Source organism: Devosia sp. MC532, from assembly GCF_016461625.1.
GTDB lineage: Bacteria > Pseudomonadota > Alphaproteobacteria > Rhizobiales > Devosiaceae > Devosia.
In genome coordinates this window covers 139137-157932 of sequence record NZ_JAEMNZ010000010.1, presented here as the reverse complement: position 1 = coordinate 157932, position 18796 = coordinate 139137, and the positions used below count along the sequence as shown (strand labels likewise).

General features: G+C 58.2%; 24 protein-coding genes. 12 read left to right on the top strand and 12 right to left on the bottom strand.

What is annotated here, in order from left to right; all coding sequences use genetic code 11:
• Window positions 1-139: 139 nt before the first annotated feature.
• Both JHC09_RS13525 and JHC09_RS13520 read right to left on the bottom strand, forming a co-directional pair.
• Window positions 140-487, bottom strand: coding sequence for a DUF559 domain-containing protein (locus tag JHC09_RS13525; RefSeq protein WP_199532336.1), 348 nt, complete (start codon window positions 485-487; stop codon window positions 140-142).
• A 174-nt stretch (window positions 488-661) separates the two neighbouring features.
• Window positions 662-1063 carry a DUF559 domain-containing protein gene (locus tag JHC09_RS13520; protein ID WP_199532335.1) on the bottom strand — a complete coding sequence of 134 codons (402 nt, stop codon included), beginning with the start codon at window positions 1061-1063 and terminating at the stop codon, window positions 662-664.
• 170 nt (window positions 1064-1233) lie between these two features.
• On the opposite strand from JHC09_RS13520, the gene JHC09_RS13515 reads away from it, so the two are divergent.
• Both JHC09_RS13515 and JHC09_RS13510 read left to right on the top strand, forming a co-directional pair.
• On the top strand, window positions 1234-1740 hold the full coding sequence (locus tag JHC09_RS13515) for a pyridoxamine 5'-phosphate oxidase family protein (protein WP_169195630.1): 507 nt from the start codon (window positions 1234-1236) through the stop codon (window positions 1738-1740).
• A gap of 106 nt (window positions 1741-1846) precedes the next feature.
• The gene (locus tag JHC09_RS13510) at window positions 1847-2215 is read left to right on the top strand and encodes a hypothetical protein (RefSeq protein ID WP_199532334.1); all 369 of its coding nucleotides are present in this window, start codon (window positions 1847-1849) and stop codon (window positions 2213-2215) included.
• 76 nt (window positions 2216-2291) lie between these two features.
• On the opposite strand, the gene hemH is transcribed toward JHC09_RS13510, so the two are convergent.
• The 3 genes from hemH to JHC09_RS13495 form a co-directional block, all read right to left on the bottom strand.
• Window positions 2292-3314, bottom strand: coding sequence for a ferrochelatase (gene hemH, locus JHC09_RS13505; protein WP_199532333.1), 1023 nt, complete (start codon window positions 3312-3314; stop codon window positions 2292-2294).
• 86 nt (window positions 3315-3400) lie between these two features.
• The gene (locus JHC09_RS13500; RefSeq protein WP_199532332.1) at window positions 3401-5098 is read right to left on the bottom strand and encodes a DUF1007 family protein; all 1698 of its coding nucleotides are present in this window, start codon (window positions 5096-5098) and stop codon (window positions 3401-3403) included.
• Between the two features lie 9 nt (window positions 5099-5107).
• Window positions 5108-6007 carry a LysR family transcriptional regulator gene (locus JHC09_RS13495; RefSeq protein WP_169195634.1) on the bottom strand — a complete coding sequence of 300 codons (900 nt, stop codon included), beginning with the start codon at window positions 6005-6007 and terminating at the stop codon, window positions 5108-5110.
• Window positions 6008-6154: 147 nt separating this feature from the next.
• Here JHC09_RS13495 and JHC09_RS13490 point away from each other — a divergent pair, with 147 nt between their 5' ends.
• Window positions 6155-6577, top strand: coding sequence for a hypothetical protein (locus tag JHC09_RS13490; RefSeq protein ID WP_199532331.1), 423 nt, complete (start codon window positions 6155-6157; stop codon window positions 6575-6577).
• A gap of 116 nt (window positions 6578-6693) precedes the next feature.
• Window positions 6694-7185, top strand: coding sequence for an SH3 domain-containing protein (locus JHC09_RS13485; protein WP_169195636.1), 492 nt, complete (start codon window positions 6694-6696; stop codon window positions 7183-7185).
• Between the two features lie 40 nt (window positions 7186-7225).
• Here JHC09_RS13485 and JHC09_RS13480 read toward each other — a convergent pair whose 3' ends face one another.
• Genes JHC09_RS13480 through JHC09_RS13475 form a run of 3 tightly spaced genes read right to left on the bottom strand, consistent with a single transcriptional unit; the run spans window position 7226 to window position 8603 of the window.
• Window positions 7226-7498, bottom strand: coding sequence for a hypothetical protein (locus JHC09_RS13480; RefSeq protein ID WP_199532330.1), 273 nt, complete (start codon window positions 7496-7498; stop codon window positions 7226-7228).
• Window positions 7499-7543: 45 nt separating this feature from the next.
• The gene (locus tag JHC09_RS17085) at window positions 7544-7666 is read right to left on the bottom strand and encodes a hypothetical protein (protein ID WP_282567693.1); all 123 of its coding nucleotides are present in this window, start codon (window positions 7664-7666) and stop codon (window positions 7544-7546) included.
• A gap of 49 nt (window positions 7667-7715) precedes the next feature.
• Window positions 7716-8603 carry a DMT family transporter gene (locus JHC09_RS13475; RefSeq protein WP_199532329.1) on the bottom strand — a complete coding sequence of 296 codons (888 nt, stop codon included), beginning with the start codon at window positions 8601-8603 and terminating at the stop codon, window positions 7716-7718.
• Window positions 8604-8780: 177 nt separating this feature from the next.
• On the opposite strand from JHC09_RS13475, the gene JHC09_RS13470 reads away from it, so the two are divergent.
• The 6 genes from JHC09_RS13470 to JHC09_RS13445 all read left to right on the top strand — a co-directional run bounded on the left by JHC09_RS13470 (window position 8781) and on the right by JHC09_RS13445 (window position 14194).
• Complete coding sequence (locus JHC09_RS13470) at window positions 8781-9566, top strand: SDR family oxidoreductase (RefSeq protein ID WP_199532328.1); 786 nt, start codon at window positions 8781-8783, stop codon at window positions 9564-9566.
• Window positions 9563-11440 (top strand): excinuclease ABC subunit UvrC, encoded by a 1878-nt coding sequence (uvrC, locus tag JHC09_RS13465; RefSeq protein ID WP_199532327.1) that lies wholly within the window; start codon window positions 9563-9565, stop codon window positions 11438-11440. Before JHC09_RS13470 ends, uvrC begins: the two co-directional genes overlap by 4 nt.
• 246 nt (window positions 11441-11686) lie before the next feature.
• Window positions 11687-12760, top strand: coding sequence for a 3-deoxy-7-phosphoheptulonate synthase (locus JHC09_RS13460; RefSeq protein WP_199532326.1), 1074 nt, complete (start codon window positions 11687-11689; stop codon window positions 12758-12760).
• A 165-nt stretch (window positions 12761-12925) separates the two neighbouring features.
• The gene (pgsA, locus tag JHC09_RS13455; RefSeq protein WP_199532325.1) at window positions 12926-13495 is read left to right on the top strand and encodes a CDP-diacylglycerol--glycerol-3-phosphate 3-phosphatidyltransferase; all 570 of its coding nucleotides are present in this window, start codon (window positions 12926-12928) and stop codon (window positions 13493-13495) included.
• The gene (locus tag JHC09_RS13450; RefSeq protein WP_169195643.1) at window positions 13492-13743 is read left to right on the top strand and encodes a MoaD/ThiS family protein; all 252 of its coding nucleotides are present in this window, start codon (window positions 13492-13494) and stop codon (window positions 13741-13743) included. Before pgsA ends, JHC09_RS13450 begins: the two co-directional genes overlap by 4 nt.
• A gap of 4 nt (window positions 13744-13747) precedes the next feature.
• Window positions 13748-14194, top strand: a complete 447-nt coding sequence (locus tag JHC09_RS13445; protein WP_199532324.1) for a molybdenum cofactor biosynthesis protein MoaE — start codon at window positions 13748-13750, stop codon at window positions 14192-14194.
• A 67-nt stretch (window positions 14195-14261) separates the two neighbouring features.
• On the opposite strand, the gene JHC09_RS13440 is transcribed toward JHC09_RS13445, so the two are convergent.
• Window positions 14262-15155: a branched-chain amino acid aminotransferase gene (locus JHC09_RS13440; RefSeq protein WP_199532323.1), complete on the bottom strand. Its 894-nt coding sequence runs from the start codon at window positions 15153-15155 to the stop codon at window positions 14262-14264.
• Between the two features lie 136 nt (window positions 15156-15291).
• Here JHC09_RS13440 and JHC09_RS13435 point away from each other — a divergent pair, with 136 nt between their 5' ends.
• Window positions 15292-15813: a MarR family transcriptional regulator gene (locus JHC09_RS13435; protein ID WP_349236552.1), complete on the top strand. Its 522-nt coding sequence runs from the start codon at window positions 15292-15294 to the stop codon at window positions 15811-15813.
• 63 nt (window positions 15814-15876) lie between these two features.
• On the opposite strand, the gene proC is transcribed toward JHC09_RS13435, so the two are convergent.
• The 3 genes from proC to JHC09_RS13420 all read right to left on the bottom strand — a co-directional run bounded on the left by proC (window position 15877) and on the right by JHC09_RS13420 (window position 17774).
• Window positions 15877-16698: a pyrroline-5-carboxylate reductase gene (gene proC / locus JHC09_RS13430; RefSeq protein ID WP_199532322.1), complete on the bottom strand. Its 822-nt coding sequence runs from the start codon at window positions 16696-16698 to the stop codon at window positions 15877-15879.
• Window positions 16698-17198 carry a YbjN domain-containing protein gene (locus tag JHC09_RS13425; RefSeq protein ID WP_199532321.1) on the bottom strand — a complete coding sequence of 167 codons (501 nt, stop codon included), beginning with the start codon at window positions 17196-17198 and terminating at the stop codon, window positions 16698-16700. Before JHC09_RS13425 ends, proC begins: the two co-directional genes overlap by 1 nt.
• 330 nt (window positions 17199-17528) lie before the next feature.
• Window positions 17529-17774 carry an accessory factor UbiK family protein gene (locus tag JHC09_RS13420; RefSeq protein ID WP_169195648.1) on the bottom strand — a complete coding sequence of 82 codons (246 nt, stop codon included), beginning with the start codon at window positions 17772-17774 and terminating at the stop codon, window positions 17529-17531.
• A gap of 195 nt (window positions 17775-17969) precedes the next feature.
• On the opposite strand from JHC09_RS13420, the gene lgt reads away from it, so the two are divergent.
• Window positions 17970-18794 (top strand): prolipoprotein diacylglyceryl transferase, encoded by an 825-nt coding sequence (gene lgt / locus JHC09_RS13415; RefSeq protein WP_199532320.1) that lies wholly within the window; start codon window positions 17970-17972, stop codon window positions 18792-18794.
• The last annotated feature ends 2 nt before the right edge of the window (window positions 18795-18796 follow it).

The window sequence follows — 18796 nt, the reverse complement described above, 5'->3', positions numbered from 1 at the left end:
GGACAATCTTGCGCGGTTCAATCGGCGGACAAAGCGCGTCTCCAAAACAGTGCAGATGCTCGAGATTACGCTCAATCTGTTCTTCAACAGACACCTCATAAGGAGTCCCAAATGAACAGTCCCCCCTATTAGGGGGAGGTTAGGTGGGGGTTGCAAGCACTCGGCACAGCACATCGAAGACGCCCTCAGGGCTCTCGTACAAGTCAACATTGCTGAAGCGGAGAACCGTAAAACCTTGGCGTTCGAAATAAGCCGTTCGCGCCGCGTCGTGCGCAAGTTCAGCGTCGGTTGCATGGGTATCGCCGTCGATCTCAACAACCAGCTTCATCCGCTTACAGCAGAAATCGACTACATATGGGCCAATAGGCGCCTGCCGCCGCCAGTGTATTCCCTGCTCTCTCCACGGATAAAGCAGCGCCCAAAACTGACGTTCAGCGTCGGTCTGGTTGCGCCTTAGGGTCTGCGCAAACTTGATCTGGTCACGCATGGTCTCCCCCACCCAACCTCCCCCGCAAGCGAGGGAGGGGCGCTCCTGCGTTCGTAACGGCGACCGCGACAACGACGATGCAACCCCTCACCGTAACATGGGGGCTAATTCGCCCTCCCCACTGCCCGAGAATACGAACAGATCACGCACCCAAAGTCGATCAGACTACGTCTGTCACCCCTCCCGTAAAACCTGAGCCATTTGCCGCGTCAGTGCAGCGATATCCGTCGGCCAGGTTGTGCTAAAGATCGCATTGAGCTGCTCGGTCACCCAATCAGGACGATAGCGCAACTGATCATGGCTGAAGCGGACCACGCGATAGCCGCGCGCGGCGAGCCTAGCATTGCGGGCACTGTCTTCGGTCCCGGCATTGACGTCTGCATCGGAGGTGCCGACGATATCGAACACCACCTTGCCGCGCTTACATACCACGTCAGCCACAAATGGCCCGACCCTGCCCTGACGGCGAAAGTGCCAGCCACTCACCCGCCAGGGATACAGCAGCGCCCAAAAGCGCCGCTCGGCCATTGTTTGATAGCGCCTCACGCCCTGTGCAGGCTTGCCCCCATCACTCATGTCGCCCCCCTGCAACATTGCCCGCCTACCCTCTGCCGTTTCCAAAGATCCGACAAGACAGATTTTTCCGGACAGGCAACGCGGTGTCCGCCCTGCCTTCCCCGCGTGTGGGGGCGGCGTGCAACCGCAGGAGCGCCGAGCCGTTACACACTCCTAACGAGGAGATACACATGGTCAAAGAACACCACGACAACGAGAAAACCCCTCAGGAAGTCGCTGACCGCATTTGGGAACTGGCAGGCAAGATTGACATCTGCATGTTCACCACTTGGGACGGTGAACGCCAGCGCTCTCGCCCGCTCTCCGCCCGCGTTAAACGCGAGGAGGATGCGATTTATTTCCTCGTCGATGTGAGCGGCGAGAAGAACCACCAGATCGAAAAATACCCGTTTGTGTCTCTGGCTTGGGCCGATAATGGCGGCCATCGCTATGCGGTGATGTCTGGCAAAGCCTCGGTGAGCAATGACCGCGCCAAAATCACCGATCTATGGAGCGATTGGGATAAGGCTTGGTGGGAAGATGCCAATGATCCAAGCATTCGTTTGATCACCGTATCGCCCGAAGATGGGGAGCTCTGGGATAGCCCCAATGCCGCTGTCGCGCTGGTCAAAATGGCTGCTGCTGCCGTCACCGGCAAAGCGCCAGACATGGGTGAAAACCAGAAGGTTGAACTCTAGCCACCTCAGATGCGTTGATTGACCAGCAAAGGGGAAAGCCAATCTTTTCCCCGCCACAATCTGCGCGCAGAGACAAGTTTTCTGCGCGCCAGACGGAGTTTGAGAGATGAAGCTGACCATTATTGGTGTGGCAGCAGCCGTGTTGGCGAGCGCCACTTTGATCGCCCCGACTTTCGCCCTGACCATCACCGCCCGCGTCTCGGGCGGCAATATCGCTGTCTACGATCAACCCCGCGAAGGCGCGCGGATCGTTGCGCGCCTGACGGATGGACAGGAAATCCCGGTCGACGAATGCACCCAGAACGATAGTGATAGCTATTGGGGCTCATTTGGCGATGCCGGCCACCGACTGCGCGGCAAGTTTGCGCGTCAGTATTGCCACATCCCTGAACTGGGTTGGGTGGACCGCAGCTGGATCGTCGGCAAGGGCCTCGTCAATGTGACACCCCCCGATTTCCACGGCGCCGGCTGGTAATTCGGCCTTCAAGTCTAGCCAACAAAAAACCCTCCTAGCCTAGGCTGAGAGGGTTTTGTTTCGTCTGGCGCTAGGCTTAGAGCCAGCCCATCAATTCGCGGCGAACCATCGCCTCGATCATGTCCATGCCTTCATCCGAAGCATTCAGACATGGGATATAGGCATAGTTCTCGCCGCCAGCTTCAAGGAAGGTTTCCTTGCCGCCAATAGCGATTTCCTCAAGGGTCTCGATACAGTCCGCCGAAAAGGCTGGGGCTAGGATCGCGACCTTCTTGATGCCCTTCTTGGGCAGTTCTTCCAGTGTCGTGTCGGTGTAAGGCTGCAGCCATTCCGTCGGCCCAAATCGGCTCTGGAACGTCACCATCAGCTTCTCTTTCGACCAGCCGAGATATTCGCGCACGAGACGCGTCGTCTTGAGACATTGGCAGTGGTACGGGTCGCCGTTCTTGAGATATTCGACCGGCATGCCGTGATACGAAGTGATCACCAGATCCGGCTCAAAATCGAGCTTGGCGACGCCATCGCGGATCGAGTTACCAAGGGTCTCGATATATTTTGGATCTTCGAAATAGGCTGGTGCTGTACGAACAGCTGGCTGCCAGCGCATGGTCTTGAGCGCGTCGAAAGCCTTGTCGTTTGCAGTCGCGGTCGTCGTTGCAGAATACTGCGGGTACAGCGGCACCAGAAGGATCTTCTGGCAACCAGCGGCCTGCATCTTTTCCAGGACAGACTTGGTCGACGGATTGCCATAGCGCATGGCGTATTCAACCATAACGCCGTCGCCAGCCATACGCTCGGCCAGCGCTTCGCTCTGAGCACGCGTGATCACGCGCAGAGGGCTCTCATTGCGCTCCTTGTCCCAAACCATATCATACGCATGCCCGGCCTTTTGCGGGCGGAAGCTGAGGATGATCAGGTTGAGGATCGGCCACCACTTCCACTTCGGCGTTTCGATAACGCGCGGATCGGACAAAAATTCCTTCAGATAACGTCGAACGCTCCAATAATCGGTAGCGTCGGGCGTCCCGAGGTTCAGCAACAGAACCCCAATCTTCTGCTGGGGAACGGTCGGGTGATCTTTGGGCAAAACTTGGGACATGAGAGCCAGTTTAGAAGGGTTCCACTTTTGGACGGAACATAAGGGTTTAATTCAACCTCGCAAGGCGGCGATGGGTCGCGCTTCGATCAAATACTCGCAACCAACAACAATATACCAAATACGAGCACAAAAACGGCCCCCAACAGTTCAGCCCACCACAGCAACGCTACAGCCAACCGACTGTCAGCGCCGCCGATCTTGCCAGCGAAACTCTTGGCCGTCACGGCCAAAGCAGCCAGCGTGCTCACAGTGATTGCCGTACCTGCTGCCATCAAAAGCACAGAAAAGATACCGGCCGCCAGCAAGCCCTGCGATAAAGCGAAAACCATCACCACCAAAGCCCCCGAACAAGGGCGAAGTCCGACAGCCAAAACCACACTGAGTTTTTCTGTCCACGACGCGTTCAATTTCTGCGGGCCGACCGCGTGGTGCATGTGCTCTGAATGACTGTGGTCATGGTCATGATGGTGATCGTGGGAATGACCATGGTCATGATGACCGTGACCATGCGCATGACCGTGATCATGTGCGTGCTCGTGGTGATGGGCATCTGAAGCGTCATCCCAGCGGATTTTCGGCCTCGGCTCATGCGCGGCGCCGTGGTGATGGTGATGATGCCCCCAGCCAAACACTTTGCGCGCCAAGAGCCACAGGCCGAGCAAGGCCACCAGCCCGTAGGAAACAACGCCAACCCAGTGCGCCGCATCCGACAAGGCCGTGCTCGTGAAATTCAGTATCCCTGCCAGCACCAAAACAAAGCCGATCGCGACCACCGCCTGCATCAGGGCCGAAATCGTACTCAGCAAAATCCCCTGCCGCAGCTGCTGTTCGTTCGCCAGCATGTACGATGAAATAACCACCTTGCCATGCCCTGGCCCCGCAGCGTGGAACACGCCGTAGAGGAAGCTCAGCCCCCCAAGAACCCAGAAAGCGGTCCAATCGGTGCGCATGCTGTCGAGCGCCGCAGTCATCGCGCCATAGAAATCGCGCTGAGTGTTCTGCAGCCAGCCGAAAAATCCTGTGCGCGGCAGATTGAGGCCAACCTCGGCAGGCGGTCCGGCAAACGGAACCGTCGCGCGCGGCTCGGCCATCTGCTCGGTCGCATCCAGCGCTGTTTCAGGCACTGGGATTGCGCCGCCACTGCACGATACAATCGTCACACCTTGAGTGCCACGCATCGCGGCAGCTAAGTCTGGCGGCAGCTCCAGCACTTCCGGTCCCAGCGCATAAATCCGCTCTTCAATGTCGCGCGACATTGCCTTGGGCGGCTCCACCCGCGCGGTGCAACTCGCTGGCGCATTCGAGAGTGTGACGTCCGCCACCGAAGCCGTGGTGATGGCCACGTAATACTCAGGATCGTAGACGCCCAGCTCAAAATTGGGGCCCGGCACCTGCGGGCGAACGGCGGCCAACGTATAATCGAGCGTCACTCGATTATCCTCATAGCGCATGGCTTGGTCCCCCGCCGGAATCCACTCCATGCCCTCCCCTGCGACCGTATAAAAACCGAACTCAGCGAGCCCGATCATGTTCTCGTCGGCCAGCTCTTGCAGCTCAGCGCTGGTAGTCACCCCATCACCATCGGTGTCGAGCCCCTGCACCATCCACACGGAAAATGCGCTGTCGAAGGTCCAGCTATGCTTGAGAGTAGCAATGCGCCCCGCCGCATCAAAACCAATGTCGACTTTGGCATCGATGAAGATATGCGGATGCGCCAGTGCCCCATGCGTTAGGCCAAACAAACCGAGTGCTGCACCAAACAGCGGGGCACGCCAATGTTTCAAGAGTTCGTCCTAGTGGATGGGGTGAACGGCGAACCAGTCCACCAGATGGTCGATCAAGGCGCGAACCTTGCCAGCAAGGTGTCGACGATGCGGATACACAGCCTGCAAAGTCTGCCCAGTGGGCAAAAACTCAGCCAACACCGGCACCAGCTCGCCAGTCGCACAACTTGGCTCTGCCAAATAAGAGGGCAATACGACAAAACCGAGACCGGCCTTGGCAGCGCTCATCGCCGCCAGAGGAGAATTCACCCGCACCGGACCATTAACCGGCACTGATATGGTTTTACCGTCTTCCGTAAAACGCCAGTTCGATTGCCCTTGCAGATTAACGTCCACAATACAGGGCAGATGGCGCAAATCTTCCGGGTGCTTCGGCACGCCATGGGCGGCGATAAACTCGGGGGCAGCGCCCACCACCACATGCATATCGGCAATCTTACGGGCAATCAGCGAGCTATCGGCCAAAGTCGAAATGCGCAGGGCGACATCGATACCTTCGTCGATAAGATCGACATAACGGTCCTCGAGGCGCAGATCGAGCTGCACCTTTGGGTGTTGCAAGAGGAAATCAAAAATCGCGGGCGCGAGCGTGGTCTCCCCGAAATTGCGCGGCGCCGAGACCCGCAACAACCCACGGGGTTCGGTCGTCTGTTCGGCAATCGTTGCGTCCAGATCGTCCAATTGCAACAATAGGCTCGAGGCCTCGCGATAATAGGCCTCGCCCGCCTCGGTCAGACTCAACTTGCGCGTCGTCCGGTTCATCAAACGAACCCCGAGGTAGTCCTCAAGATCGGTGACATACTTCGATAGCAACGCTTTGGACCGCCCGTGCTGACGCGCTGCGGCAGAAAATCCACCCGCGTCGAACACTTGGACGAATGCACGTATGCGGGCAAGATCCTGCGTCATAGCAACCGTTCCATCCGTTTCCGGGTTAAAGCCCACGCATAGCTCATCCGCTGTGAGTGAACAATAAGACCCCTTGGTCGTCTGTAGATTAACGATAGAATGCAAGGTGCATCGACCAAAGAAGGAGTTCGGATTATTTTCCCCCTCATGTCCAAACCTTCTTCCCGTTCAACGCTGTATAAACTCATCGAGGCCGGTCAGCTCGCTCACAAGGCGCTGGTTGTCCCCCTCTATGAAAAAGGCCTCGAAGCGGGAGATGACGCCGTTCTGTTCGCTCTCGGCAAAAAAGGCTCCACTGAGACCAGTATTGCCAATGATTTTGGTATAACCACCGAGATTCTCCAGCCCCGCCTGCAGCGTCTGGTCGACCGCGATATTATCGCGCGCCAGGCTGTCGGACCCCATTTAGAGCCAGGGATTGTGCTCACGGATCGCGGTCTTCGCCTCCGCAACAGTCTCGCGGATAATTGGGCTCAATTGGAAGAAGCGCTCATGGGTGAGCTCAAGCCAAAGCACCGCAAAAGGCTCGGCGACGCCCTCACCCGCTTTATCAATCTCCTGCGTCTCTAGCGGGCTTTTTGAACGCGAAAAACTTCCTAAACGCACCATTCAGCTTGGGTTCATCCGGAATGGTGTTTGTTGTTATCACAGGCTGCAAAGCCGCCGCAACACACAGGGAGTGTCAAATGACCTTCAAAAAGAAACTGCTCACAGCCGGTATGGCCGCACTGGCCATCTTCGCCACTGCCGGAGCTGCGTCGGCAGCCTCCGCAGTCGCCACCGCAAACGTCAACGTCCGCACCGGTCCCGGTACTGGCTATGGCGTGATCGGGACCCTCTTCCAGGGCGAACGCGTCAATGTCGATCAGTGCCGAGGCTCTTGGTGCTACATTGAACGTCGTGGCCGCGAAGGCTGGGTGTCCTCCAGCTATCTGAGCACCCGCTCAGGCTGGGACAATGGTTGGGATAACGGATGGGAACGCCCACGTCCTCCGCGCCCACCACAGTGGAACCCGGCACCACGCCCCCCACACTGGAATCCGGGCCCACCACCACGCCCACCCCATTGGAACCCACGCCCACCGCGTCCAGAACCGATCTACCCGATCAATCCCGGTGGCCCGAACGCAAGCTTCTGCTTTAACGGCCCGAATGGCTACTTCTGCGCCGGAAGCTAAACTCAAATAACAAACGCCGCCCTCCGGGGCGGCGTTTTCGTTACATCACTTGTAATCGATCCACATCGATCCCGCGCTTTTCGAGCGGCGCCTTGGCCGTACGACTGAGGTAAACACTCGTGCCATAGCCGACGAGCGCGCCCACCGCAGCACTTGCCAAAAATGCCACCCAGCCTTCTTGGCTCCCGAGGGCCGCCGCAATTATCACGGTCACGAGACCAATGCCCGTCACCGCCAGATTGCGGCGCTGCTCAGCAACTTTGAGGTTCGTTGCCCCCGCGTGCAGCAGGTCTCGCAACTCACTGTCGCTCATGGCCGCCAGCTCGGCGTTTTTCCGCTCACGACGAATGGTTTCGATCTAGGCGTCCACACGCCGCAAGGTCAGCGCCTCACGCTTGGCATTGCGCTTATTGCGATTGAGATAGGTCCAGCCGCCGCCGACCACCAAAAGCACAATGGCGATTTCGATCAAAATCAGCATGTGGCTAGCCCTCCTATTTCAGAACACATGTAGAGCGTGAGCCCCAAGGTCAAGACCGCTTCATGCTCTCACGCGCCATCACCACAAGTCCGGCCCCCACAACTATAGCCGCGCCGACGAGGGTCAACGGATCAATGTGCTCGCCAAAAGCGAAATAGCCAATGCAGATCGCCCATGGGATCGCCAGATAATTGAAGGGCTGAATGACACTAGCCGGAGCCATCTTAAGCGCATAGGTCATCAGCCCGTGCCCGGCGATCGTCGTGCCCATGATCGTCACGATAATGGCCAGATGCCACCATCCCATTGGCTGCCAGAAAAACACCCCGACGGCACTCGATAGCACCAAGCCAACCACCGCTGTGTAGAGCATAGAGGTCGACGCACTATCGACGCGCGTCACCTTGCGGGTGATGACGATATACACCGCATAGAGCGCGGCACTGGCCAAGAGGAACATCGTGCCCGTGCCGACCGGAACCATGCCCGGACGCACTATGATCAAAGTGCCGATTAACCCCGCTCCCACGGCGAAAAAGCGGAACGGACCAACTTTTTCACCCAAAACCGGTATCGCAATCAGCGTCACCAGCAGCGGGTATATGGATGCAATCGCCTGCGCTTCCGCGATCCCAACGGAAACCAACCCGAACGCAAAGCACCAAATATCGGCGATAAGAAACACGCCGCGCGCAATCTGCCATTTCGGCGTTTTCGATTGGAACGCTTTGCGCAGCGGCGCCTGCCGCGACACCAGCCACAGCGCAAACAAGGCAAAGCCCCAATAGCGCATCATAGCCACTTGGAAGGGCGAATAGTCCTGCACCATCAGCTTGAAGAGCGCATCTTGAACCCCGAAAACCAAAACGCAGAAGATCGTCAGGAAGATGCCGCGCCCGATCTGATCGGTGCGCGAAAAGTCTGCAGAAATGGTCATAGTCTGTACGCTCAAGAAAAAGCGTTCTGCCCCGGTCTACCGCAGAACGCTGAACATCATTATCTTAAGCAAGTGACGCAGACCACAGACGAAACCAACTGCCACACGTTGACACACCTGCTCACTATGCACCTGATGCGTTGAACTGAATCGCCGATCCGACCTATTGTGCCGTTGATGTCAAACACACCCGCTGCTTCGCTCTCGCAAAATCCCGTCGCCCTGGTCACCGGTGCCAATGATCGCATTGGCGCGTGTCTGGCCAAGACACTTGCCGCGTCAGGCTATGCCGTCATTGTGCATTACCGCTCTGATCCGGAGGGAGCCAATCGCGTCAAGTCGGAGATTGTCGCCGCCGGCGGTCGTGCCGAAGTCCTGCAGGCCAATCTCGCCGATCGCGCTCAGCGCAGTCAGGTGATCGCCAAGGCGGGCGAGCCCTTTGGCCCGCTGACCTTGCTTATCAACAACGCATCGATTTTCGAACGCGATAGTATTTTCGACGTGTCCGAAGAGCTTTGGGACAAGCATTTCGCCATCCACGCCGAAGTGCCGGTCTTTCTCTCGCGCGACTTCGCCGCCCAGCTGCCCGCAGCGGCATCGGGCAATATCATCAACATTCTTGATGAGCGCGTGCTCCACCCGACCCCGGGCTATTTCAGCTATTACCTCTCCAAAGCTGTTCTCTGGACCGCAACCCAGACCATGGCGCAAAGCTTGGCTCCCGCCATTCGCGTCAACGCCATTGGGCCCGGTCCGGTCCTCCCGAATGCCCGCCAGACTCAAGCCGAGTTTGAAGAATCGCTGCTGCGCCTCCCCCTTCACACCAGTGCTGGCCCCCAAGAAATTGCTGAAGGCGTGCTCGCGATCCTCTCGATGCGCTCCTATACCGGTCAAATGCTGGCTCTGGATGGCGGCGAACACTTAAGCTACTTGCCCGAAAGTGGGCTCACGCGACGCAAATGAGCACCGACCAGACACCTCAGGCGGGCCCGGAAGTCATCAAGGCTTTCGTGCGCACGCTACCTTCTGCACCCGGCGTCTATCGCATGCTCGATGCCGAAGGCGCCGTCATGTATGTGGGCAAAGCGCGCTCGCTAAAGTCGCGCGTCACCAACTACACGCGACCTGAGGCCCTGCCCGTTCGTCTGCAGCGCATGATCGCCGCCACCGTCAGCATGGAGTTCGTCCGCACCGAAACCGAGTCTGAGGCCCTTCTGCTTGAAGCCAATATGGTCAAGCGCTTGCGCCCTCGGTACAACGTGCTGCTGCGCGACGACAAAAGCTTCCCCTACATCATGATCGCCACCGATCATGAAGCGCCCGAGCTCACCAAACACCGCGGGGCCAGACGCCGGAAGGGGCACTACTTTGGCCCATTTGCCTCGGCCAGCGCTGTTAACCGCACCATAGCCAGTCTTCAGCGCGCCTTTTTGCTGCGCAATTGCTCTGACAGTTTTTACGCCGGGCGCACACGTCCGTGCCTGCAATACCAAATCAAGCGCTGCGCCGGTCCCTGCACTCGTGAAATCAGCCTTGAGGGCTATGCCGGCCTCGTTGAGGACGCGCGCCTTTTTCTCACCGGCAAGTCACGCGCCGTGCAGGATCACTTGCAAAAAGACATGGCGCAAGCCGCCGAAGACCTCGATTTTGAGCGCGCCGCTGTCATCCGCGACCGCCTATCAGCCTTGGCCCTGATCCAGTCGCAGGGCGACTCAACCGCGCAATCGGTCGAAGAAGCTGACGTCTTTGCCATCCACCATGAAGGTGGCCAGTTCTGCGTGCAGGTGTTCTTCTTCCGCGCCTTCCAAAACTGGGGCAATTATCCTTACCGCCCCAAGGCCGACATCACCCTCACCGACGAGGAAGTCTTGGAAAGCTTCCTCATCCAGTTCTACGAGGACCGCCCGCCGCCGCGCCTCATCCTGCTCAGCCACAATTTGGCCGAAACAGAACTGCTCGAAGAAGCTCTCGCCACGCGTGCGGGCCGCAAGGTTCGTATCGAAGTGCCGCAGCGCGGCGAGAAAAAAGATCTCGTCAATCACGCGCTGCAAAACGCCAAGGAAGCCCTCAGCCGTCAACTCGCCGAGGGTGCCTCAAATCGCAGTCTGCTCGAAGGCGTGGCTGAAGCCTTTGGTCTTGAACGCGTTCCCCGCCGCATCGAAACCTATGATAACTCCCATATTTCCGGCACCAATCAGGTCGGCGCTATGGTCGTTGCGGGTGAAGATGGCTTTTCCAAAAAGCACTATCGCACCTTCAACATCAAATCTGACATCGCCCCGGGCGACGACTTCGGCATGATGCGCGAAGTGCTCACCCGTCGCTTCTCACGGCTCGCCGCTGAAAGCGAAACAGACGCTGAGGACGATGCCACCGGCATGCCAGATTGGCCCGATGTGGTCTTCATCGACGGCGGTGCCGGCCAGCTGAACGCCGTCAAGGAAGTGATCGCTACACTCAACCTGCCCAAGGAAGTGACCTTCATTGGCATCGCCAAGGGCGAAGACCGCGACGCGGGGCGCGAAAAATTCCACATGGAAGGTCGCGAGGCATTCATGCTGCCCCACCGCGATCCGGTCCTCTACTATGTGCAGCGTATCCGCGACGAAGCCCACCGCTTCGCCATCGGGACTCACCGCGCCAAGCGCAAGAAAGATCAGATCAAAAATCCGCTCGACGAAATCGACGGCATTGGTCCCACCCGCAAGCGTGCCTTGCTCAATCATTTCGGCTCGGCCAAGGCAGTTTCCCGCGCATCGCTTGCAGATTTACAAGCCGTACCAACGATTTCTGCCGCCATCGCCCAGCTGGTTTACGACCATTTCAACCAGGCCTAGGCCTTATACCAAAGCCGTAATCAGGCGCGGCGTTTAGGACTCGACAAACCCGCCGCGCCTCATCTACAAATTGTGCCATGATCAACGCAGCAACCTTTTACTGGTACTTTAGCTATCCGCTCCCGGCGGAGGCTATCGCGCGCGCATCCTGATCAGACAAAATCAGTAAGCAAATCGCAAGCCAGCCGCCCGAACCCGAGGCGGCTTTTTTCTTGGCCGCCTTGATACAAAATCAAGAGACGCCAAATGCTTAAATCGACAGACGACCTTCGCATCACCAATATCCAGCCGCTAACCACGCCAATCGAGGTTATGCGCCAGCATCCGCGCACCGACGCGGCGACGCGCACGGTTCTCGCGGCCCGTCACGACTTCCACAACATCCTGACCGGTCAAGACGACCGTTTGGCTGTTGTTGTTGGCCCCTGCTCGATCCATGATCCGAAGGCCGCGATTGAATACGCAAAGCTGCTCGCTCCTCTGCGTGAAAAGCTCGGCGATCGTCTCGAAATCATCATGCGTGTCTATTTCGAAAAGCCGCGTACCACTGTGGGCTGGAAGGGTCTGATCAACGATCCAGACCTCGACGGTAGCTTCAATATCAATCAGGGCCTGCACACCGCCCGCGCGCTGCTTCTCGAAGTAAACAACCTCGGCCTGCCTGCCGCTTGCGAATTCCTCGACATGACCACCCCGCAATACATTGCGGACCTGGTGTCCTGGGCTGCAATCGGTGCACGCACTACAGAAAGCCAGATCCACCGCGAACTGTCGTCCGGCCTCTCCTGCCCCGTCGGCTTCAAGAACGGCACCGATGGCAACGTCAAGATCGCGCTCGACGCTGTGCTCTCCGCCTCCCAGCCACACCATTTCCTGGCCGTGACCAAGGACGGCCGTTCCGCCATCGCGGCAACTGCTGGCAACGAAGACTGCCACATCATTCTGCGCGGCGGCAAAACCACCAATTACGATGCTGACAGCGTCAACGCTGCTGCAGAGCTGGCCAAGAAGAACGGCGTCAACCCGGCGATCATGATCGACGCGAGCCACGCCAATTCCTCCAAGAAGCCAGAGAACCAGCCACTGGTTCTCGGCGAGATCGGCACGCAGGTCGCCTCCGGCGACAAGCGCATCATCGGCGTGATGATCGAGTCCAACCTCGTCGCCGGCCGTCAGGATTTGGTTGAAGGTCAGGACCTCGTCTACGGCCAGTCGATCACCGACGGCTGCATTGATTGGGCAACCACCGTTACCACCCTCGAAGCACTGGCCGAATCCGTCACCCAGCGCCGCGCCCTCAACTCCCAAGCCGTGGCATAAGCGCCTCGTAGAGGCCCCCTCACCCCAAAAACGCGATCCCATCCCTCCCCCTACCAGGGGGAGGCTAGGTGGGGGTGGCGCAACAGCCCCAACCTCCCCCACATCCCAGTGCCCAAACGCACCTCTCCCCTTGACCCCTGACGCCGAACCCTGTTCTCTCGCGCCATGGCACAGAACCCGCTCTTCCTCGTCCCCAACATCATCACCATTGCCCGCATTCTGGCGATCATTCCCATTGTTGCGCTGGTGATGAGCGGCGACCCGACGCTCCGCTGGGTGGCCCTTGTCCTTTATGTCGTTGCCGCCGCCAGCGATTGGCTGGACGGCTATCTGGCCCGCGCGTGGAACCAGTATTCCGACCTTGGCCGCATGCTCGACCCCATTGCCGACAAGCTCTTGGTCAATATCCTCATTGCCGCTCTGGCATGGGACGGCAGCCTCAGCGGCCTCGACATGATCCCGGCCATTGCCATCATTTTCCGCGAAACCTTCATTCCGGGTCTGCGCGAGTTCTTGGGCAATACCGCGGTCGTCCTGCCCGTCAGCCAGCTCGCCAAATGGAAAACGACGATACAGCTCGTCGCCCTCGCAGCCATTCTGTTGGCAGGCAACATCCCGCAAGCTGAAATCGTCGCCAGTCTTCTCCTCTGGGCCGCAGGCGTCATCACGCTCATCACCGGCTGGAATTATCTGAGCGCCTCCTGGCCGCATCTATCCGGCATCGGCAAAAAATGAAAATTCTCTACTTTGCTTGGCTGCGCGAGCGCCTCAATCGCGCCAGCGATGAGGTGTCTCCGCCTGCAGAGGTGGTGACACTCAACGATCTCATCGCTTGGCTCCGTGCCAATGATGAAGTGCTCGACCACGCCATGCAAAATACCAAAATTTTCAAACTCGCCCGCGATGCCAAAATAGCGGCTTGGGATACGCCCATCGGCGATGCCAAAGAAATAGCCATCCTCCCGCCCATGACAGGCGGCTAGCGCTATGATCCGCGTCACCACCGAAGCCTTCGATCAAGGAGCCGAAGCCAATGCCTTCATTGGTCGACACACCGACGCGGGCGCACTCGTCACCTTCACCGGCCTTGTTCGCTCTCTGCCGTCAGACCCGATCTCAGCCCTGATCCTAGAGTGCTACGAGGAACTGGCCGTCAATCAACTCACCGCCATTTGTGACGCAGCGATCACCCGCTTCGCCCTCACCGACGCGGCCATTATCCATCGCTACGGACGCTTGGTTCCGGGCGAAACCATCATGATGGTCATGACGCTCGCGCCCCACCGTCAGGCCGCCTTCGATGGCGCGCAATTTTTGATGGACTACCTCAAAACCGATGCGCCTTTCTGGAAACAGGAAGAAACCGTGTCGGGCCTGCGCTGGGTCGACGCCAAATCAGCCGACGACACCGCGCGCGACCGCTGGCAGGGCTAAAGCCCCCTTCCCTCCAAACAAAAACGCCCACCTTGCGGCGGGCGTTTTCAATTTCATTCAGCGCTACTTATTCAGCAGCAGCAGCCTTAGCCGGGTGGCTAGCAGCAGTGTAGAGCTCGATCAGCTCACGGCAGCCATTGCCCGGGGTAAAGCGATATTCGCCAACTTCCGAAACCGGGGTCACTTCCGCGGCCGTACCGGTGAGGAAGCACTCGTCAAACTCAGCCAGTTCTTCCGGCTTCATGTGACGTTCGGTGACGGTGTAACCGGCGTCCTTGGCGAGCTGGATAACGGTCTGACGGGTGATCCCGTTCAGAATGCAATCCGGTGTCGGGGTGACGATGTTCTTGCCCTTGATGAAGAACACGTTCGCGCCGGTTGCTTCGGCGACATAACCGCGATAGTCCAGCATCAGCGCGTCAGCATAGCCATTGGCCATGGCCGCATCCTTCGAGAGGGTGCAGATCATGTAGAGACCAGCGGCCTTAGCCGTGTGCGGAATGGTTGCCGGATCAGGACGGCGCCACTTCGACCACTCAAGGCGAATGCCCTTAAGCTTTTCTTCGGTCGAGAAATAGCTCGGCCAGACCCAAGCCGCGATTGCGACGTGGACCTTGTTGTTGCGCGCTGGAACCGAAAGTTCCTCAGAGCCGCGCCAGACAACAGGACGCAGATACGCGTCGGTCAGGCCGTTCTTGTCCAGAACGAGGCGCTTAGCTGCTTCAATTTCTTCTGCCGAATATGGCAGCTGCATATCGAGCGTTGCTGCCGAACGGATAAGACGCTCAGTATGCTCTGCAGACTTGAAGATTTCGCCGCCGTAGCAACGCTCGCCTTCAAACACCGAGCTCGCGTAATGAAGCCCGTGCGTCAGCACGTGAATCTTTGCGTCCTTCCAAGGCTTGAGTTCGCCGTCAAACCAGATCCAGCCTTCGCGCTGGTCCATTGGCACGCCTGCCATAGTTCCTACTCCGCAGATTTATGAGCAGCCATCCTCTTGGGTGGCCATTGCCGCCGATCATGCATAAGGGACATGCCCTTGGCAAACCCGAACACCTTTGGGATAAGACCAAGTGGAAGGCGACAGTGGAGAAACTATGCCTGCGGACGTAAACAATGTCAACAAGGCTGACATAAATTCAGCAACGCTGGAGCATGCTGACCTGCCGCTCGACATCATGGGGCTTTTCTTTTTTGCCTACAGGGACTTCACTGCCGACGCCGATGCGGTCTTGGAGCGTCAGGAATTCGGCCGCGCTCACCACCGCGTGCTTTATTTTGTAAATTTACGTCCAGGCATGTCGGTGGCCGATCTTCTCGACATCTTGAAAATCACCAAGCAGAGTCTCGCCCGCGTGCTGCGACAATTGGTGGATAACGGTTATATCGAGCAACGCACCGGACAATCGGATCGTCGCCAGCGCCTGCTTTACGCCACGGACAAGGGCCGCGAGTTTTTCGCAGTGCTGTCTTCGACTCAGGCGAGCCGCATTAAATCCTCAATCGCGGCCCTCCCCCCAGACGCTGCCGACATCGTCCGCAAGTTTCTCGTTGGCATGGTCGACACCGAAGATCACCGTAAGCTCGACCAGCTCAGCCTCACGACAAAACTCAAGTAAAATGGCCCCCAAGCACTGTGCTTGGAGGCCATCACTTATCTCTGTCTTTCGCAGGCTACGGGCTTAGCCGCGGCCCAGCTCTTCGCTGCGCAGCTTTGCCGCTTCCACGGCCCGCCCCATCAGCGGCGTCAGACCATCGTCGGCCATCAGCACATTGAGCGCTGCAAAAGTGGTGCCGTTCGGCGAGGTCACGTTCTGGCGCAACACGCTGGCCGGAGCCGGGTCGGCTTCCATCAAAGCCGCCGAACCAATCACGGTCTGGCGCGCCAGTTTCATGGCGATGTGCTCAGGTAGCCCCTGCGCCACGCCTGCTGCCGCCATAGCCTCAACCATATTGAACACATAGGCAGGGCCAGAACCCGATACAGCCGTGACGATATCGAGGTCGCCTTCCTTGTCAAACCACAGCACCATGCCCGCAGCCGCTAACAGCGCATCGGCCGCCGCGCGATCCTCAGCTGAAGCGCCCGATCCCGCGACTGCACCCGTCACACCCTTGCCAAGCTGAGCCGGGGTATTGGGCATCGTGCGCACCACGCGATCTGTCCCCAAACCCGCCGACAGCTTTTCAATCGAAATACCGGCGGCAATGGAGAGAACCAGCGTATGTGAACCAATCACGGGCGCGAGGCTGTCCATCACGGGCCCGATCACTTGCGGTTTAACCGCCAGAACCAACACATTTGGCTGAAGACCAAAGGCTTCTTTATTGACGACAATGCCATTGTCCGCCGCCAAAGCCAGCGCTTGCTCGCTGGGGTTTGGATCAACCAGCACGAGGTTCGACGCTGGCAATCCAGCCCCAAGCCAGCCTTCAGCCAGTGCCAAGCCCATCTTGCCGGCACCGACCAGCATGACCGGACCCAAATTTTGCAAATTCGTCATCAGGCTTCGCCTACCGTCTCAAACATCACATGGCTCAGCGCGTCTGCGGCTGATTTCCCGGCCCACACGACGAACTGGAACGCCTGATAGTACAGATCGCAGGATTCGCTGGCGGAACGAAGCAGCGCTTCACACTGCTGGGGCGACACATCCGCGCCACCGGTGAGCAGGTGCGAATTCCGGAACAAGACAACGCCTTCCTTGTGCCAAGCGTCGAAATGTCCAATCCAGAGTTGTTCGTTGACAAGGCTGATCAGTTGTTTGATTTCAGCGCGCCGCGCTTCGGGAACTTTCAAGTCGAAGGCACAGGCAATGTGCAGACTTTCCAGATCCTGCATCCAGTTGAACGACACATGATAGTCGCTCCACCCTCCGCGTACTGAAATAGAAATCTCGTCCGCGTCCTGACGTTCAAACGTCCAGTCGTTGATCGAAGCGATGTGCTCGACTAGGTCCACCGGGTGGGACATCCGATCGGGCTCGAATTCAATCAGAGACATGAAGTTCCGTCCTCACAAAGGGCGTTGTCATGGCGCAGCATTTGCTGCGCGTTCTGGATGCGCGTGAAGGAACTTGATCGCCGCAACCGCGACTTACGAATCGTCCTCCTAAGCAAACCCTACACTGAGCATTTGATTCAGGGCACGCGGGCCAACCGCCGAACGCCAATCTCTTGTGGATGATCCTTGGTCTTTAAGTATTAACGAGGGTTTAACAGAAATTATGCACACCGTTTCATAATGGTGCACTTTCATCGCCTTGGAACAATTCCCAATAAAAAAGGCGCCGCGTTACCGCAGCGCCCTCGCATGATCATCAATCCGCTATTGTTAAGCGGACTTACCGCGCAACTCAGCCAGTTCCTTGCGCAGAGCGTCAATTTCTTCGCCCTGCACCTGAACCAGCTCGCGCAGCGCGTCGAAATCTTCGCGCTTCACCAGGTCCATATCGTTGACGATGCGCTGAGCTTGGGTCTTCACCACGGTTTCGACCTCGCGGCGAACGCCGTCAGCGACGCCAGCAGCTTCGTTCATCACACGACCCAGCCCGTCGAATAGCTTGTTGTTCTGGTTCATACTGTGTCCGTTCCCATTGGGGCATTGTTTGCATTTACTTAAGCCACCTAGGACCTAAAAACCAGAGTACCCAAGCAAAGCCCTTTGACGTGCTCAACGTCACAGGGATTGAATGGCTCCAACCGACGCGCTACCTCAGGCACTCTATTGCCACGATTGCTTGGCAAGTTTCGGTCGAACCTCGGAGAACCATCGGTGCCCTTCCCCAATATCGACCCGATCGCCATTGCTATCGGCCCTATCGCTATCCGTTGGTATGCACTGGCCTATCTCTTTGGTGTTTTCCTTGGCGCGGCCTATGGCTATTCCCTGCTCAAGAACACGCGGCTCTGGCACCGCGGCAATCCCCCCTTTGAAGCCAAAGACATTTGGGATTTTGCCTTCTGGGCCATGCTGTCCATCGTTATCGGCGGCCGCGTTGGCTATGTGCTGTTCTACAACTGGGGATATTACAGCCAGAACCCGCTGGAGATGATCAACACGCTCGATGGCGGCATGTCCTACCACGGCGGCATGGCAGGCCTGATGATCGCTGCCTTCTTCTTCACGCGCTCCAAAGGCGGCAATTGGTTGTCGAGCCTCGATCTCCTCGGCGCAGTGGCCACCATTGGTATTTTCCTTGGCCGCGTCTCCAACTTCATCAATTCCGAGCTTTATGGCGCGCCGACCAACCTGCCTTGGGGCGTGGTCTTCCCGACAGACCCGATGCAAGTGCCCCGTCACCCAAGCCAGCTTTATGAAGCCCTGCTCGAAGGCCTCCTGCTCTTCATCATCATCCGCATCGTCACCCATGTCTTCTATGGGCTGCGCAAGCCGGGCCTCGTCGCTGGCATTTTCGCCATTGGCTATGCATTGGCGCGTTCCTTTGTCGAATTCATCCGCTTGCCGGATGCGCAATTGGGCTATCTCAATGGCGAATGGCTCACCATGGGCCAGCTCCTCAGCCTTCCCATTCTCCTCGGCGGCATCGCTCTGGTGGTCTACGCGCTGACCCGGCGCGAAGACCCCATCCGCCCATAATC

What these genes read in the sequence shown, in the direction of transcription:
- proC (WP_199532322.1), bottom strand. Translation starts at nt 16,698, where the DNA reads ATGACGAATTTGCAAAATTTGGGTCCGGTCATGCTGGTCGGTGCCGGC.
- JHC09_RS17085 (WP_282567693.1), bottom strand. Translation starts at nt 7,666, where the DNA reads ATGCTGATTTTGATCGAAATCGCCATTGTGCTTTTGGTGGTCGGCGGC.
- JHC09_RS13460 (WP_199532326.1), top strand. Translation starts at nt 11,687, where the DNA reads ATGCTTAAATCGACAGACGACCTTCGCATCACCAATATCCAGCCGCTA.
- JHC09_RS13470 (WP_199532328.1), top strand. Translation starts at nt 8,781, where the DNA reads ATGTCAAACACACCCGCTGCTTCGCTCTCGCAAAATCCCGTCGCCCTG.
- JHC09_RS13515 (WP_169195630.1), top strand. Translation starts at nt 1,234, where the DNA reads ATGGTCAAAGAACACCACGACAACGAGAAAACCCCTCAGGAAGTCGCT.
- JHC09_RS13440 (WP_199532323.1), bottom strand. Translation starts at nt 15,155, where the DNA reads ATGGCAGGCGTGCCAATGGACCAGCGCGAAGGCTGGATCTGGTTTGAC.
- JHC09_RS13480 (WP_199532330.1), bottom strand. Translation starts at nt 7,498, where the DNA reads ATGAGCGACAGTGAGTTGCGAGACCTGCTGCACGCGGGGGCAACGAAC.
- JHC09_RS13525 (WP_199532336.1), bottom strand. Translation starts at nt 487, where the DNA reads ATGCGTGACCAGATCAAGTTTGCGCAGACCCTAAGGCGCAACCAGACC.
- JHC09_RS13495 (WP_169195634.1), bottom strand. Translation starts at nt 6,007, where the DNA reads ATGACGCAGGATCTTGCCCGCATACGTGCATTCGTCCAAGTGTTCGAC.
- JHC09_RS13490 (WP_199532331.1), top strand. Translation starts at nt 6,155, where the DNA reads ATGTCCAAACCTTCTTCCCGTTCAACGCTGTATAAACTCATCGAGGCC.
- JHC09_RS13425 (WP_199532321.1), bottom strand. Translation starts at nt 17,198, where the DNA reads ATGTCTCTGATTGAATTCGAGCCCGATCGGATGTCCCACCCGGTGGAC.
- pgsA (WP_199532325.1), top strand. Translation starts at nt 12,926, where the DNA reads ATGGCACAGAACCCGCTCTTCCTCGTCCCCAACATCATCACCATTGCC.
- hemH (WP_199532333.1), bottom strand. Translation starts at nt 3,314, where the DNA reads ATGTCCCAAGTTTTGCCCAAAGATCACCCGACCGTTCCCCAGCAGAAG.
- JHC09_RS13445 (WP_199532324.1), top strand. Translation starts at nt 13,748, where the DNA reads ATGATCCGCGTCACCACCGAAGCCTTCGATCAAGGAGCCGAAGCCAAT.
- JHC09_RS13485 (WP_169195636.1), top strand. Translation starts at nt 6,694, where the DNA reads ATGACCTTCAAAAAGAAACTGCTCACAGCCGGTATGGCCGCACTGGCC.
- JHC09_RS13420 (WP_169195648.1), bottom strand. Translation starts at nt 17,774, where the DNA reads ATGAACCAGAACAACAAGCTATTCGACGGGCTGGGTCGTGTGATGAAC.
- JHC09_RS13520 (WP_199532335.1), bottom strand. Translation starts at nt 1,063, where the DNA reads ATGAGTGATGGGGGCAAGCCTGCACAGGGCGTGAGGCGCTATCAAACA.
- JHC09_RS13435 (WP_349236552.1), top strand. Translation starts at nt 15,292, where the DNA reads ATGCCTGCGGACGTAAACAATGTCAACAAGGCTGACATAAATTCAGCA.
- JHC09_RS13510 (WP_199532334.1), top strand. Translation starts at nt 1,847, where the DNA reads ATGAAGCTGACCATTATTGGTGTGGCAGCAGCCGTGTTGGCGAGCGCC.
- JHC09_RS13475 (WP_199532329.1), bottom strand. Translation starts at nt 8,603, where the DNA reads ATGACCATTTCTGCAGACTTTTCGCGCACCGATCAGATCGGGCGCGGC.
- JHC09_RS13450 (WP_169195643.1), top strand. Translation starts at nt 13,492, where the DNA reads ATGAAAATTCTCTACTTTGCTTGGCTGCGCGAGCGCCTCAATCGCGCC.
- uvrC (WP_199532327.1), top strand. Translation starts at nt 9,563, where the DNA reads ATGAGCACCGACCAGACACCTCAGGCGGGCCCGGAAGTCATCAAGGCT.